This window comes from Ignavibacteriota bacterium (assembly GCA_016716225.1).
Lineage (GTDB): Bacteria > Bacteroidota > Ignavibacteria > Ignavibacteriales > Melioribacteraceae.
Map to the genome: position 1 here is coordinate 3,709,136 of JADJWT010000001.1, position 14,579 is coordinate 3,723,714.

16 protein-coding genes and 2 tRNA genes are annotated in these 14,579 nt (G+C 28.4%); 4 read left to right on the forward strand and 14 right to left on the reverse strand.

What is annotated here, in order from left to right:
• Positions 1–175: 175 nt before the first annotated feature.
• Positions 176–249 (reverse strand) — tRNA-Arg (locus IPM32_16030).
• A gap of 58 nt (positions 250–307) precedes the next feature.
• Positions 308–712: an SET domain-containing protein-lysine N-methyltransferase gene (locus tag IPM32_16035; GenBank protein ID MBK8946761.1), complete on the reverse strand. Its 405-nt coding sequence runs from the start codon at positions 710–712 to the stop codon at positions 308–310.
• 146 nt (positions 713–858) lie between these two features.
• Here IPM32_16035 and IPM32_16040 point away from each other — a divergent pair.
• The 3 genes from IPM32_16040 to IPM32_16050 all read left to right on the forward strand — a co-directional run bounded on the left by IPM32_16040 (position 859) and on the right by IPM32_16050 (position 2,113).
• Positions 859–932: transfer RNA gene (locus tag IPM32_16040), tRNA-Arg, on the forward strand.
• Between the two features lie 53 nt (positions 933–985).
• Entirely contained in the window at positions 986–1,423 is a 438-nt protein-coding gene (locus tag IPM32_16045) for a nucleoside deaminase (protein MBK8946762.1), read from the forward strand.
• A gap of 51 nt (positions 1,424–1,474) precedes the next feature.
• The gene (locus IPM32_16050; GenBank protein MBK8946763.1) at positions 1,475–2,113 is read left to right on the forward strand and encodes an adenylate kinase; all 639 of its coding nucleotides are present in this window, start codon (positions 1,475–1,477) and stop codon (positions 2,111–2,113) included.
• On the opposite strand, the gene ftsE is transcribed toward IPM32_16050, so the two are convergent.
• The 11 genes from ftsE to alr form a co-directional block, all read right to left on the reverse strand.
• Positions 2,110–2,787 (reverse strand): cell division ATP-binding protein FtsE, encoded by a 678-nt coding sequence (gene ftsE, locus IPM32_16055; protein ID MBK8946764.1) that lies wholly within the window; start codon positions 2,785–2,787, stop codon positions 2,110–2,112. The two genes, IPM32_16050 and ftsE, sit on opposite strands and share 4 nt — an antisense overlap.
• Complete coding sequence (locus IPM32_16060; protein ID MBK8946765.1) at positions 2,787–3,461, reverse strand: methyltransferase domain-containing protein; 675 nt, start codon at positions 3,459–3,461, stop codon at positions 2,787–2,789. The genes ftsE and IPM32_16060 overlap by 1 nt, the downstream gene beginning before the upstream one ends.
• 47 nt (positions 3,462–3,508) lie before the next feature.
• Positions 3,509–4,486 (reverse strand): 4-hydroxythreonine-4-phosphate dehydrogenase PdxA, encoded by a 978-nt coding sequence (gene pdxA, locus IPM32_16065; GenBank protein ID MBK8946766.1) that lies wholly within the window; start codon positions 4,484–4,486, stop codon positions 3,509–3,511.
• Positions 4,487–4,489: 3 nt separating this feature from the next.
• The gene (locus tag IPM32_16070; protein ID MBK8946767.1) at positions 4,490–5,728 is read right to left on the reverse strand and encodes a GWxTD domain-containing protein; all 1,239 of its coding nucleotides are present in this window, start codon (positions 5,726–5,728) and stop codon (positions 4,490–4,492) included.
• Between the two features lie 48 nt (positions 5,729–5,776).
• Positions 5,777–7,024, reverse strand: a complete 1,248-nt coding sequence (gene rho / locus IPM32_16075; protein ID MBK8946768.1) for a transcription termination factor Rho — start codon at positions 7,022–7,024, stop codon at positions 5,777–5,779.
• Positions 7,025–7,185: 161 nt separating this feature from the next.
• Complete coding sequence (locus IPM32_16080; protein ID MBK8946769.1) at positions 7,186–8,448, reverse strand: bifunctional folylpolyglutamate synthase/dihydrofolate synthase; 1,263 nt, start codon at positions 8,446–8,448, stop codon at positions 7,186–7,188.
• Positions 8,445–9,365 (reverse strand): dihydroorotate dehydrogenase, encoded by a 921-nt coding sequence (locus tag IPM32_16085; protein MBK8946770.1) that lies wholly within the window; start codon positions 9,363–9,365, stop codon positions 8,445–8,447. Before IPM32_16085 ends, IPM32_16080 begins: the two co-directional genes overlap by 4 nt.
• Complete coding sequence (locus IPM32_16090) at positions 9,362–10,117, reverse strand: dihydroorotate dehydrogenase electron transfer subunit (protein ID MBK8946771.1); 756 nt, start codon at positions 10,115–10,117, stop codon at positions 9,362–9,364. The genes IPM32_16085 and IPM32_16090 overlap by 4 nt, the downstream gene beginning before the upstream one ends.
• A gap of 18 nt (positions 10,118–10,135) precedes the next feature.
• A complete protein-coding gene (gene rpiB, locus IPM32_16095) occupies positions 10,136–10,618 on the reverse strand; it encodes a ribose 5-phosphate isomerase B (GenBank protein MBK8946772.1) in 483 nt (160 codons plus the stop codon).
• 160 nt (positions 10,619–10,778) lie between these two features.
• Positions 10,779–11,846 carry a mannose-1-phosphate guanylyltransferase gene (locus IPM32_16100; GenBank protein ID MBK8946773.1) on the reverse strand — a complete coding sequence of 356 codons (1,068 nt, stop codon included), beginning with the start codon at positions 11,844–11,846 and terminating at the stop codon, positions 10,779–10,781.
• A gap of 119 nt (positions 11,847–11,965) precedes the next feature.
• Positions 11,966–13,066 (reverse strand): alanine racemase, encoded by a 1,101-nt coding sequence (gene alr, locus IPM32_16105; protein MBK8946774.1) that lies wholly within the window; start codon positions 13,064–13,066, stop codon positions 11,966–11,968.
• Positions 13,067–13,123: 57 nt separating this feature from the next.
• Here alr and IPM32_16110 point away from each other — a divergent pair, with 57 nt between their 5' ends.
• On the forward strand, positions 13,124–13,447 hold the full coding sequence (locus tag IPM32_16110; GenBank protein MBK8946775.1) for a heavy metal-binding domain-containing protein: 324 nt from the start codon (positions 13,124–13,126) through the stop codon (positions 13,445–13,447).
• Positions 13,448–13,499: 52 nt separating this feature from the next.
• Here the strand turns inward: IPM32_16110 and IPM32_16115 are convergent, their stop codons facing one another.
• Positions 13,500–14,510, reverse strand: coding sequence for a hypothetical protein (locus IPM32_16115; GenBank protein MBK8946776.1), 1,011 nt, complete (start codon positions 14,508–14,510; stop codon positions 13,500–13,502).
• Between the last annotated feature and the right edge of the window lie 69 nt (positions 14,511–14,579).

Genomic DNA, 14,579 nt, shown 5'->3' on the forward strand with positions numbered 1-14,579 from the left:
TAGTTTCAAAAAATTCGATTTTTATTAAAATTTTACTTCGAAAGTCAAAGATTAGATAACATCAATAAAAAATTTTCGGTTGAAATTTTTATAAACTTTAAACTTGATTTCTATGTAAAGTGATTAAAATTGTTTGATTTAGAAATATTGGAGATAAATATGAAAGAAATATTTGTACACCCGTAGGGAGTCGAACCCCAAACCTTCTGATCCGTAGTCAGACGCTCTATCCAATTGAGCTACGGGTGCAAATTTTGTTTTCAAATATACAAAATTATTTTTTACATTTTAAATTGCATATATCAATTTACTTTGGTGTTTTTTCCAATATTTTCCAATATTCATCTGAGTAATTATAAAAAATTTCATCACCTTGTTTAATATTTTTAATTGCAACAATTCGTGCGGTTTTCCATCTTGTTGAAACTACCAATTCCGCATTTGGTTTATTAGAATGATTAATATAACTTACAAAATTTGATCCTTTTCCTTCACCATAAATAAAATAATTTTTTGTAATCTGTAAAATAAATAGTGAAGAAATATATGGTTCTCTGCTTAGTTGTTTTGCATTAAGAATTTTACCGGTGTAAAATCCTATATGCTCACCTTTCTTGATATTTCTTTTGGTAAAAACTCCTAATCCAGCTCCGGAAATTTTTGAAGCTTTTATTTCAAAATTTTCCTCCCAATTTTTTTCATAATATTTCATTTTAACCCACTAAATAAAGTCGGTAAATTTAAGAATTTTTTATGAATCTTTATCTACAAAACTTTTTATTATTATTTCAAATTCTATTAAATATCGGACTTTCTTATTCCTTGGTAAAATAATATATTTGCGTATAAATATTTTATGCGTCCGTAGCTCAACTGGATAGAGCATCTGACTTCGGATCAGAGGGTTGAGGGTTCAAATCCTTCCGGGCGTACAACTCAAACTATTATAAATGTTTTGCTTTTCTCCGAAAACGTATATCGATTTATGTTTGCTGCTTTACAAGAAGCTGAAATTGCCTTCGAAAAAGATGAAGTTCCCATTGGCGCTGTTGTTGTTTTTGAAAATAAAATTATTGGTCGCGGACATAATCAAGTACAAATGCTAAACGATACAACTGCACACGCAGAAATGATTGCAATAACTGCCGCCTCAAATTATCTGAAAGAAAAATATTTAAATAATTGTGATATTTATATAACGGTAGAACCATGCATGATGTGTTCCGGTGCTATTCTTTTATCAAAAATTAGAAATGTTTATTTTGGTGCTTTTGAAAGCAAACTCGGAGCTGCCGGTTCAATCTATAATCTCTTATCAAATAACAAATATAATAGTGATGTTAAAGTCTTTTCCGGAATTTATGCTGAAGAAAGTAAAAATTTGCTGCAATCATTTTTTATAAAAAAGAGAAACGTTAATTAAGAAACTTTTATATAAATAATTTATGTATTACGGAGATAAATAAAAATGAAAATGCTGATTTTTTTCGGAGCACCGGGAGTTGGAAAAGGAACTCAAGCTAAAATTATTTCTTCAAAATTAAGTATTCCGCACATCTCAACCGGAGATATTTTACGAGAAGCAATTTGCAAAGAAAACAAATTAGGTTTGGAAGCAAAAAAATTTACTGATAAAGGTGAACTTGTTCCGGATGAAATTATGGTTGAATTAGTTGAAAATGTGCTGAAAGAAGATAGATGCAAAAATGGATTTATTTTAGATGGATTTCCGAGAACATTACATCAAGCAGAAATTTTGCATCCAATAATTGAAAAAATTACATCAGAAAAAATTCAAATAATTAGTCTTGAGGCTGATGATGAAATTATTATAGATAGACTTACACAAAGACGAACATGCACAGAATGTAAGGGAATTGTTAATCTTAATTTATTAGAAGATGATTTAACTTGTCCATTTTGCGGAAGTAAAAATAGTTTTGTTAAACGGAAAGATGATGAAGCAGAAGTTATTAAGAATCGGCTTCAAATTTTTCATAGTGCAACAAAACCGGTTTTAGATTTTTTTGAAAAATTAGATATTGTAATTAAAGTTGATGGAACAAAATCTGTTGAAGAAATCTCTACTAAAATTTTTGAAGCAATAAATTAATTTTCTGTACTTGCTCTTAATTTTACTTTTACGGCTTTGCCGTCTTCAATCTTAAATATTTTTGCATCGTTTTTTTTCACTAAATCATAATTGTGAGTTGCAAATAAAATTGCAGTTCCTTTATCATTAATATTTTTTAGAATTGCCATTATTTCTTCTGAAGTTTTTGGGTCCAAATTTCCGGTTGGTTCATCAGCTAAAATTAGTTTTGGTTCATTTATTATTGCTCTGGCAATTGCAACTCTTTGTTGCTCTCCACCAGAAAGTTGATTTGGCATATTTTTATATTTATGTTCTAGTCCAACAGCTTTCAGAGCATGCATAATTTTTTCTTTAATCTGTTTTCTCGGAGTTGCAGTTACATGAAGCACAAATGCTAAATTATTATAAACATTTCTATCTTCCAAAAGTTTAAAATCTTGAAAAACTATTCCCAATTTTTTTCTTAAACTTGGTAATTGATTTGATTTAATTGTATCTGAGCTAAATTCACCAACTTGTACATAACCCGATTGGGGTAAAATATCCATATAAACTAATTGTAAAAGTGTAGATTTTCCAACCCCACTTTTACCAATTAAAAATGCAAAATCTTTTTCACTAAGCGATAAATTAAGATTATTAAAAATAGATTGATTTGAATATTTAAATTCTACATTTGTAAATGTGAGCATTATTTTTTCCTTTTTACAATAAACTGAATTCTATCAGATTTCGGCGAACCGTTAATAAAATCAAATGCTTCCAAACATTCAGATACATATAAATTATTTGATTCTATAACATCAAAATAATAATAAAAATCATAAATTTTTTGTTTATGTATTTCAGTAATTTGTGTTCCGTCTTTAAATTGGAAAATAATTTTATTTTCATGCATTAATGTTTTTTCATCGAATGTGCTAATTTGTTCATACTTAATATTTTTATAAACACCTTTTCTATTTAATTTTTTTAGATGTTTTAAACTGTTTTTTTTTAAGCTTACATCAAAAATTAAATTGCCATTTTTTGATAATGAATTTTTTATGTTATGAAAAAAAAGATTTAGTTGATTTTCATCGCAAAGATAATTTATAGAATCAAATGTTGAAAATATAAAATCAAATTTATTTTTAAACGGTAATGAAATCATATTACAGCAAATTTTATTAGTGCAATTGGAATTTTGCTTGAGCATCTGAATTGAAATATCACTTACATAAATTTTTTGAAAATGTGTTTGCAGTTCTTGAGAAAGTTTGCAATTTCCCGATGCTAATTCCAAAGCAATATCCTGCTTGTTTCCAATTGTATTATGAATTTCTTTAATGTATTTTGCCCAAAATTTATAGTCAACCGATTTCATTAAATACGCATAAAGTTCTGAGAAGTGAGTATAAGGTTTTGCAATCATTAAAAAATTGTATTTCTATTTTTCAAAATTATTTCTGCAAACTTAAATGCGGCAAGCATACTTTGAGGATTTGCAATTCCTTTGCCGGCAATATCAAATGCAGTTCCATGATCTGGTGAAGTTCTAACAATTGGTAATCCAGCCGTAAAATTTACTCCGCTGTTAAAATTCATTAATTTGAATGGGATTAAAATTTGATCGTGATATAATCCAATTGTTGCATCAAAATTTTTGTATAAATGATTTCCGAAAAAAGCATCTGGTACAAATGGTCCAAATAAATATTTAGTTTTTTTTATAAGTGGATTTATAATTTCAATTTCCTCTTTTCCAATTTTACCATTTTCACCAGCGTGAGGATTTAATCCCAACATTGCAATTTTTGGATTTTTAATTTTAAAATCTGTTTGCAAACTTTTTTGAATTATTTCCGAAATTTCAGAAAGTTTTTTATTTGTAATTTCTTTCGGAATACTTTTTATTGGGATATGAATTGATGTTAAGCCAGCTTTAATTTTATTGCTGAGAAACATCATTGCGAATTTTTTAACACTAAAAAAATCAGCTAATAATTCTGTATGTCCGGGAAAATTTATTTTTGCTTTGTGTAAAGCTAATTTGGAAATTGGCGCCGTAATTATTGCTTGAATTAAATTTTCTTTTGCAAAATTACATGCAGTTATAATTGAATTGTAACAAACTTTTCCCGAAGTTACTGTAGGTTTGCCTAAATCAGAATTTACATGTCCTAAATCATATATAAGAACTTTGTTTTTATTCAATTCTGAAAAAATATTTTTCGTAATAATAAAATCAAATTTTGCAGGAATATTTTTAAGAGTTTCAATAAAAATATTATGTGGACAAATAAAAATGATTTGCGATTGTTTTCTAGGATTTAATTTGTTGAGAGATTTTATAACAATTTCGGGACCAATACCATTCACATCGCCACAAGTAAATGCAAACTTTCTCATACTTTATTTAACTAAAATAAATTTTCCGGTTCCGGTTGTATCTTTAAAGATGAAATCTCTTCCTAACTTTTCATAATTCCAAACTTCCATTATTTCATTTCTTTCGGAATAATTTCTTTCAATTGAAGTAGGTCTTCCATAAGTTATATAAATTCTTCCACGATCATTTTCTGCACCATCATTGGAATTTAAAGATGAAAAATGTTCAATTGCATAATCTGCGCGCAAATAATATTCATTCATTGCATAATTATATTTTATACCATCGGTGGAAAATTTTGAACTCCAATAATCTTTTAAATTTTGATAATATTTTTCTTCATCCGTAAAAAGTAAGTCTTTTACTACTTCTTCATCTTCAATGTAACTTAAAAGTCTAATAGAATATTCCGGGCTTGCAAGTACTTTTGGTTTATTTATCCAAGTAACTTCTAAAGGAAATTTTTCTTTTTGATTGTTATATGAAATTTCTATTTCTGCCTTTCCTTCATTCAACAATTTTGAAAAATTTGAAATGGAAAAAATATTTTGAGATTTATTTGATTTGTTTTGAGAAACGAAAATTAAATCTTTTTGCTTAATGAATTTTAATTCTCCATCAAAATAAATTTTTGCTGAATCTTTAATTATCTCTTTATCAAATTGAGTGATTATATAATTTATTTTATTTATGGAAGTATCAGTAAAGCTTACAAGCATATCATAGTTATTTGCAGAAAGTGGAATTGAGTTTGAAAAATTTAACAATATATTTTCATTCGAAAATGTTTTATTTTTTTCAATAAAAATCGGATTATGAATTTTCTTTTCATTTAATTTTTCAACATTTATTTTGTATGGCGGAAGATCAATTTGTCCATCAACTCCTTCGATAAGTAAATTAATATTGAGATTATATTTGCCGGGAAGGATTTCAAATTCAATCATATCTTGATAATAGATTGAATTTTTCTTTGTCATTTCATAATCGGAAGTTTGGGCAATTGAAGTTTTTATTTCACGTAAAATAAAAAGTGTGGAATCATAAAATTCAATTGATATAGAAAATTTGGATTCGTAAATATCCTCAACTTTTGTAAATAGCAAAACATTGTAAGGAATTTTATAAGTTAAAAATTCTTTTTGATTTCCATCAACAATTAGTGAATGATGTTCAAGAAATACCGGAATTTTTTTTTCTTTTTCTTGTGAATAAACTGCAAAATTTATAATTAGAAATAAAACAAAAATTCTTGTCTTCAATTTTTTCCTAACTTTTAAGTTCACTAATTGACTTTAATTTCAGTAAAATTAACTATTCATACTTTGCAAAAACTCTTTATTATTTTTTGTACCGCGCATTTTATCTAATAAGAAGTCCATAGCTTCAATAGTATCATAATTACTTAAAAGTTTTCTTAAAATCCATACCTTATTTAATTCCTCTTCGGTCATAAGCAATTCTTCTTTTCTTGTACCGGACTTATTAACATCAAACGCCGGGAAAATTCTTCTATCGGAGAGCGCACGATCAAGTACAATTTCCAAGTTTCCGGTTCCTTTAAATTCTTCAAAAATTACTTCATCCATTCTGCTTCCGGTATCAATTAAAGCAGTTGCAAGAATTGTTAAACTTCCTCCGTCTTCAATATTTCTTGCGGCTCCAAAAAATCTTTTAGGTTTATGCAATGCATTTGAATCAACACCACCGGATAAAATTCTTCCGCTATGAGGTTGAGTTGTATTGTGGGCTCTTGCTAGTCGTGTAATACTATCTAATAAAATTACAACATCATCTCCGGCTTCAACCATTCTCTTAGCTTTTTCAATAACCATGTTTGCTACTTGGACATGTCTTTCCGGCGGTTCATCAAATGTTGAACTTATTACTTCTGCTTGCACCGATCTCTGCATATCCGTAACTTCTTCGGGACGTTCATCTATAAGTAACATAATTAATTTTACTTCGGGATGATTTCTTGTAATTGAGTTTGCAATTTTTTGAAGCAAAACAGTTTTACCAGTTTTTGGAGGAGATACAATTAATCCTCTTTGACCTTTTCCGGTTGGAGCTAATAAATCCATAATTCGCATAGAATATTCACCGGGTGCAGATTCCAATTTTATTCTCTTTGTAGGATAAAGCGGAGTTAAATTATCAAAAAGTGTTCTACCTCTAATTTCCTCCGGATCTTTTCCATTAACAGCTTCAACTCTTAGAAGTGCAAAAAACCTTTCGCCTTCTTTTGGCGGACGAACTTGACCGCTTACATGATCGCCGGTTCTTAAACTGAATCTCTTAATTTGAGACGGCGAAACGTAAATATCATCCGGGGATGGAAGATAATTATAATCTGATGATCTTAAAAATCCATAACCATCAGCTAAAACTTCCAACACACCTTGAGAAAATGTGAGTCCGTCTTTTTTAGTTTGTGCTTCTAAGATTTTAAAAATTAATTCTTGTTTCCTTAAATCATTAACGCCGGTTAAACTGTATTCTTTGGCTATTTGAAGTAAGTCAACAATTTTTTTAGACTTTAAGGTGGAAATATCCATTGGCATAAGAACCTACTAATTTTGTTTTAACATGAAAAATAATTTTTGACAAGATTTATTTTGGGGTTTTTGAAAAAATTTATGAATTATTAAATTATGAATTAACTGAATGGACCAAGAGGTACATTCAAAAATAAAATTTATTCGGTTATAAAGTCAAGTTATTTTTTTAAAAGCTTCAATTTAATTTCACCCAACAAATACATGCTTCCTAAAACAACTAGACAATTATCAGAATTATTCCTTGAATTAAAAAATTTTGCAATAATTTTTTCCGGATATTTGCTAATACTTACATCCATATTTAGTGATTTAGCAATTACGGATAATACATTTGCCTTTTCACCTCGTTCATTATTAACTTCTGTAATAAAAACTTTATCAAAATATGGTTTCAGTTGGGATAGCATTTTTTCATTATCTTTATCATTCAAAGCACCATAAATCAATTTTCGGTTTTTAAAACTCAAAAATTCTTTTTTAAATTGCTTTACGAAAGATTTAACACCTTCTAAATTGTGAGCTGAATCAAAAATTACTTGTGGATTTTCAGAAAATCTTTCATATCTGCATTGTAAACCGGAGTTGATAATAACATTATCGAGACCAATTTGAATTTCTTTAAATTCTAATTTTGGAATTATTTTTTCAAGACTTTTTATTGCTAATCCAGCATTATAATATTGATGCGTTCCGGATAAGTTTTTAATTTCAAATTTAATAAATTCATTTTTCGTTTTTAATGTAAAATGATTTTTGTAAACTTTAATCTCATCTTGAATATCAATCAAAATTGATTTTTTTTCATTTGCAATTTTTGAAATTACATTCTTTGCAGATTTAGGAATTTTTCCTATTACAATTGGAATTCTATTTTTAATTATTCCCGCTTTCTCAAAAGCAATTTTAGAATATGAATTCCCTAAAATATTTGTATGTTCTAAACTTATACTCGTAATTATTGAAATCAGTGGATTGATAACATTTGTTGAATCTAATCTTCCGCCAAGTCCGGTTTCAATTACTGCAAAATCAACTTTTTGTTTAGCGAAATATTGAAATGCTAAAGCCGTTGTAATTTCAAAAAATGTAGGTTGCTCTTTATCAATAAATTTTTTATTTGCATTAAGGAATTTTAAAATTTCACTATCACTAATTTCATTTCCATTTATTCTAATTCTTTCATTGAATCTAACAAAATGCGGCGAAGTATACAATCCAACTTTAAAGCCATGTTCTTGTAAAATACTTGCGATAAATGAACATGTACTTCCCTTTCCATTTGATCCGGCAACATGAATAGATTTAAATTCATTTTGGGGATTTCCAATATGATTTAGTAAATGGATTGTTTTTTCCAATCCCAATTTTACATGAAATTGTTTAAGTGAAAAAATTTTTTCTAAAGCTAAATCAATGTTCATTCGAGTATGCGTGAAGAAATTAAATCCGAAATTTTATTTAGTGAAGTTTGTTTGCAGAAATTTATCAACCCATCAATTATTTCAATACTCGCTTTGGGATTTATAAAATTAACAGTTCCCAATTGAACTGCTGAAGCTCCAACAATCATAAATTCAACAACGTCATTCCAATCCATAATTCCGCCAATACCAATAATTGGTATATCAACATTTCTGCTGATCTCCAAAACTTTTGCTAAAGCAACTGGTTTAATTGCCGGTCCAGAAAGTCCACCGGTTATATTTTTTATTTTTGGCTTTCTTGTATAAATATTAAATGATGTTCCCACCAAAGTGTTTATTGCTGAAACTGCATCGCCGTCTTCTTTTTTTACAACTTTTGCAAACTCAAAAATATTTGATGTATTTGGCGAGAGCTTTATAATTAACGGTTTTGAAGTTTTTGCTCTAACTTTTTTAGTAATTTTACCAACCATGTTTATATCATTTCCAAAAATCAATCCGCCTTCTCTAACATTTGGACACGAAACGTTAATTTCAAATCCTTTTATACTTTCTTGCGAATCTAAAATTTCAACGCACTCAACATATTCTTCAATTGAACTTGCTGCAATATTGCATATTAATGTTGAGTTTAATTTTTCTAAAAAAGGAATTTTTGTTTTTATAAATTCTTCAACGCCGACATTTGTCAATCCAATTGCATTCAGCATTCCGGAAGGTGTTTCAGTAATTCGCTGAGGTGGATTTCCCTTACGGGGCTTAAGCGAAATTGATTTTGTAATAATTGCACCGACCTGACTCAAGTCAATAAATTCTGATATTTCATTACCATAGCCAACAGTGCCGGAAGCAAGCATAATTGGATTTTTTAATTTTAGCGAACCAACATTCACAGATAAATCAATTTCGCTCATATCACAATATCTCGAATGTTAAAAATTGGACCATCTTTACAAATCAATTTATATGAATCGGAATTTTTATGTTCAGTTGGGCAACCTTGACAAATTCCAAAACCACATGCCATTGCTGATTCCATCGAAACTTCACATAAAATATTTTTATCACTCAGATATTTTTGTAATGCTCTAAACATGGCATTTGGTCCACAAGCGAAAATTTTTGTTTTTTCGAATTCCAAATTTTTTAATTCTTCATCAAGTAAATCAATCACATTTCCCTTAATTCCAATTGTGCCATCTTCTGATGAATACAATACATTTTTCAATCCAAAATTATGTGCTTCAATTTTTGTTCTTACACCAAACAAAACTTTATAATTTTTATTAGGAATTTGTTTAATCATAAATGGAAACGGTGCAATGCCAATTCCGCCGCCGATTAAAATTAAATTCTCAAAATCATCTTGAAGATTAAAACTATTTCCAAGTGGACCAAGTAAATTTATTTTTTCATCAATTTTTTTTTGAGATAAAATTTGTGTCCCTTCGCCAACAATTTTGTACATGAAGAAAATTTTATTTCCTTGAACATCGGAAATACTGAAAGGTCTACGTAAAAGTGGAAAATAATTTTCTGAGACTTGAATATTAAAAAACTGTCCGGGTTTTAAATCATCAACTTTTTGATTTGATTCAACTCCAATCACAAAAGTGTTTTCCGCAATTTTTATATTTGAATAAATTTTAAAATCTTCTATAAACACAAGTTTCTCATCTTAAAATTATTTTGAATATTTATTCTCAACATCTGTAATTTTATTTAATCTTTTTTGATGACGTTCGCCCAAAAAATTACTTGAAAACCAAGTATTTAAAATTGATTTAATTGTTTCCTCGCCTAATGTTTTTGCACCTAAAACAAGTATATTAGAATTATTGTGTTCTCTTGAACTTTTCGCAGAAAATTCATTGTAACAAGTTGCTGCTCTAATTCCGGGAATTTTATTTGCCGTAATTGCTGAAGGAATTCCGGTTGCATCAATTAAAATTCCAAAATCAACATTTCCTTTTTTTATTTCTTCGGCAACCTTTATTGCAAAATCCGGATAATCGCAAGAGTTTTCATCATTTGTTCCAACATCAATAATTTCATATCCATCTTTGCTTAATATTGAAATTAAAGTTTGTTTAGTTTTAAACCCGGTGTGATCACATCCAATTGCCAATTTAACTTTACAATCTTTTTTTTGTGAGGAATCTGCGATTGATTTACTAAAATCAATTTTTATTAGTTCAATAGAATTTTCTTTTATTTTATCTTTTGCAGCCGGAGTAAAAATTTCATTACCGGAAACTTCTAATTTGAATTTACCTTTTCGTAAAAGATTAATAATTTCAATTTCGGTAATTAATTTTTATTCATTTTTACAAAAGATTATCTTTGTTATTCATTTTCAGATAATCTACAACATGTTTTACATCTTGAGCGTTATCTCTATTACAAATTAAAAGCGCATCATCAGTTTCAATAACAATAATATTTTCTAACCCAACAATTGCAGTAAATTTTTTGGGATTAAAAACATAACTTCCGAAAGAATTTTCTGCATAAAAATCTCCAATTTTCGCATTTCCATTTTCATCTTTTTCAGAAAGCTGATAAACCTCTTCCCAGCTTCCAACATCGCTCCAATCAAAATTTCCTTTTATCAAAAACACTTTATTGGATTTTTCCATTATTCCATAATCAATAGAAATGCTAGCCAATTGTCCGTAAACTTTTGTTAAAGTTTCATTAAAATTTTCAGCTGAAATAACTTTTTCTAATTCCAATAAACCTTCATAAAGTTCTGGCAAATACAAACTTAGTTCATTTAATATTACTTCAGTTTTCCAAATAAACATTCCGGAATTCCACAAAAAATCTCCGGCTTCAACAAATCTTTTTGCAGTAGATAAATTTGGTTTTTCCGCAAAAGTTTGTACTTTAAAAATTTCTTTATCAACTTGTTTCTCAATTATTTGAATATAACCATAACCAGTTTCGGGTCGTGTTGGTTTTATACCAATTGTAACAAGTCCATCAGATTTATCTGCAAAATTTGCCGCATTTAATAATGTAGATTGAAATCCAGCTTGATCTTGAATTAAATGATCAGCCGGAAGAATAATTGTTATTGCATCTTTTGATTTATTATGAATTAAGATTGATGCAAGTCCAATACAAGCAGCTGTATTTTTTCCAAACGGCTCTGCAATGATATTTTCTTCGGGAATATTTTTGAGTTGGTTTATAATACTATTTTTTTGAATCTGATTTGTGATAATGAAAATATTTTCGTTTTTAATTAATCCTTCTAACCTACTAACCGTATCTTGAATCATTGTATTTTTGCCAAAAATTTGAATTAACTGCTTTGGATTTTCTTGTCTGCTTCTTGGCCAAAATCTTGATCCTACGCCCCCAGCCATAATGACTGCAAATAATTCCATAAAACTATTTCTTCTCCTTTTTAAAGATTTACTTTAAGTTAGATTTCTGTTATCAAAAGATAAGTATTTTAAACTGATTATTGAATTTTTGTGAAGACAAAATCTGGAAAATTTTTATTTTATTCATTTATATAAACTCTTGGAATTCTTTTACTAATTGCACATGTAATTTCATAAGGAATTGTATTTAGAATTTTTGCCCAATCCCAAGCATTAATTTCTAATTTATTGTTTTTACCAAGTATAATTACTTCATCATTTAATTTATTATTTTTATTTAAATTTATGGAAATTCTATCCATAGAAATTCTACCTAATTGAGTTGCAAATTTATTATTACAAATTACCTTAATTTTATTGCTTAAAGCTCTGAATAATCCATCTGCATAACCAATTGGTAAAGTACCGATCAACATTTTTTTATTTGCTTTGAATAATCTTCCATATCCAACAGTTTCACCTTTTTGAATTTCCATTATATTAGAAATTTTGGATTTGACTGACATAACCGGTTTTAAACTAATTGATTCTTTGGTTTCCAATGAAGGATAATAACCGTAAAGTGAAATTCCGGGACGAACTAAATCAAAGTACGAATTAGGCATATCTAAAATAGCACCGCTGTTTGCACAATGAGCAATTCCATAATTTATTTTTTTAATATTTAATTCCTCAATAATTTTAGTAAATCTACTTAATTGCAAATTTGCAAATTCTTTATTTTTTTCATCCGAAGTTGCGAAATGTGTATAAATTCCATCAACAATAACGTTTTTAATTTTTGTTAATGCTAAAATATTTTCAATCGCATTTTCAAATCTAATTCCAAGTCTATTCATTCCGGTATTGATATTTACTTGAATTTTAAGTTTAAAATTCAAATTAATATTTTTCAAATCATTAATTTGTGTTTCTGAAGTAATAGTTGGAATTATTTTTTTATAAAAATTGATATGATGAAAGTTTATTGGAGCAAAACACAAAAATGGTTTCTCTGTAATTTTAGATTTTCTTAATTCAATTCCTTCTTGCAATAATGCTACGCCATAATATTCTGGAGAGAATTTTTCTTTTTCTAAAACTTTAACACATTCAATCATACCATGACCGTAAGCATCTGCCTTAACAACTGCCATAACTTTTGTTTTAGTTTTTCGTCTTATGATATTATAATTGTAAATAAAATTTTTTAGATTTATTTCAGCTATTGTTGAATTCATAATTATATTTCAAAAAATTATTATTAATTTATTTCACTAAACAAAACTGAGGTTAAAATGTTAGTTACAACAACAAATACAATTGAAGGTAAAAAAATAACAAAATATTTGGGATTAGTTTCGGGAGAAGCAATTCTTGGGGCAAATATTTTTAAAGATTTATTTGCCGGAATTAGAGATATAATCGGTGGAAGATCTGCTGCATATGAAGCCGAATTGAAAAAAGCTAAACAAATTGCAATTCAAGAAATGATGGAACAAACAAAATCATTAGGCGGAAATGCAATTATTGCAGTTGATTTAGATTTTGAAACAATTGCAGCAAATGGAAGTATGTTAATGGTTGCGGCAACCGGAACCGCTGTTTTAATTGAAGGATAATTAATTATTACTCCGATCTGAATTTTCAAATCGGAGTAAATTTTTCTATTGTTTAGAATGCTAATTGCATAACCAATTGGAATACATCATTATCATGTTGAGGATCTTTTGCTTCACCGGTCAGAACATATGCTGCAGTAATTTTTCCAGCATTCCATTTCGTTGGAAATAAAGAATAAGTTGCACCAATTGTTAAAAAGTTTCTTTCGTTTTCGTCTAAATCGGTATTAGCATCATAAATTTCGTATCTTGCAATTGCTTCAACACAATCCATAATTTTATATCCACCTAGTAAATAATAACCCATTGAGGCTATATCATTACTGCCAAAAGGTTTTGACCATCCAATTATTTCAGCTTTAACTTTAAATTTTCCAGGATCATAATATGCATATGCATTATATGCGCTATATTCATTAACTTCTTTATTACCCATTCCATAATAACCACCGACCTCTAATCCTTTTAAAAGCTCTGGCTTGTAAACTAACATACCGCTAACAGCAAAACCTCCATTTTGTATTTGTGTTCCTAGAACTTTATTGGTAATATTTACGGCTCCGCTTCCATTATGTAAAGTAATATTTGCTTTTAATTCACCAATATTTGCTGTAAGATCCATTCCATAATCTCTAAAATCAGCTCCTATTGTTTGAACGGCCCATGTATCTGCAGAATAAGCTCTTTCAGTTATATCAATCACACCAGCACCAGTTAACCCAGCTCCTCTTACACCAGCACCAATAAATCTTCCTGCAGTAAGTGAAAACATTTTGTTTAAGGAATATTCAATTTTTGCATCCAAAAGTTTGAAACTTGTTAATTCAAGATGAATCGTTCCTTTCATTTTTGAACCAAAATTTGATGTAGCAACAAGTCTTGCTCTTCTTACTCCCCATCCAATTGAATTTGTATCAGCTCCGTTTATTTGTCCGTAACTTGTCCATGCTTGTACTAAACCACTCATTTTTACTGTAAATTCTTGATCTTCTTGTGCAAATAAATTAATCGATGCTGATAAAAATAGAATTATTAAAACTGTATAATTTTTAATAATCTTCATTTCCCCTCCTCTTTTTTCTGTTGTTGTATTTATTATCCTCTTGATTAAATTGCTAGAAATTGTTCCCCA

Bases quoted from the DNA above. Each gene is read 5' to 3' on its own strand.
- IPM32_16035 (MBK8946761.1), bottom strand. From the start codon at position 712: ATGAAATATTATGAAAAAAATTGGGAGGAAAATTTTGAAATAAAAGCT.
- IPM32_16045 (MBK8946762.1), top strand. From the start codon at position 986: ATGTTTGCTGCTTTACAAGAAGCTGAAATTGCCTTCGAAAAAGATGAA.
- IPM32_16050 (MBK8946763.1), top strand. From the start codon at position 1,475: ATGCTGATTTTTTTCGGAGCACCGGGAGTTGGAAAAGGAACTCAAGCT.
- ftsE (MBK8946764.1), bottom strand. From the start codon at position 2,787: ATGCTCACATTTACAAATGTAGAATTTAAATATTCAAATCAATCTATT.
- IPM32_16060 (MBK8946765.1), bottom strand. From the start codon at position 3,461: ATGAAATCGGTTGACTATAAATTTTGGGCAAAATACATTAAAGAAATT.
- pdxA (MBK8946766.1), bottom strand. From the start codon at position 4,486: ATGAGAAAGTTTGCATTTACTTGTGGCGATGTGAATGGTATTGGTCCC.
- rho (MBK8946768.1), bottom strand. From the start codon at position 7,024: ATGGATATTTCCACCTTAAAGTCTAAAAAAATTGTTGACTTACTTCAA.
- IPM32_16080 (MBK8946769.1), bottom strand. From the start codon at position 8,448: ATGAACATTGATTTAGCTTTAGAAAAAATTTTTTCACTTAAACAATTT.
- IPM32_16085 (MBK8946770.1), bottom strand. From the start codon at position 9,365: ATGAGCGAAATTGATTTATCTGTGAATGTTGGTTCGCTAAAATTAAAA.
- IPM32_16100 (MBK8946773.1), bottom strand. From the start codon at position 11,846: ATGGAATTATTTGCAGTCATTATGGCTGGGGGCGTAGGATCAAGATTT.
- alr (MBK8946774.1), bottom strand. From the start codon at position 13,066: ATGAATTCAACAATAGCTGAAATAAATCTAAAAAATTTTATTTACAAT.
- IPM32_16110 (MBK8946775.1), top strand. From the start codon at position 13,124: ATGTTAGTTACAACAACAAATACAATTGAAGGTAAAAAAATAACAAAA.
- IPM32_16115 (MBK8946776.1), bottom strand. From the start codon at position 14,510: ATGAAGATTATTAAAAATTATACAGTTTTAATAATTCTATTTTTATCA.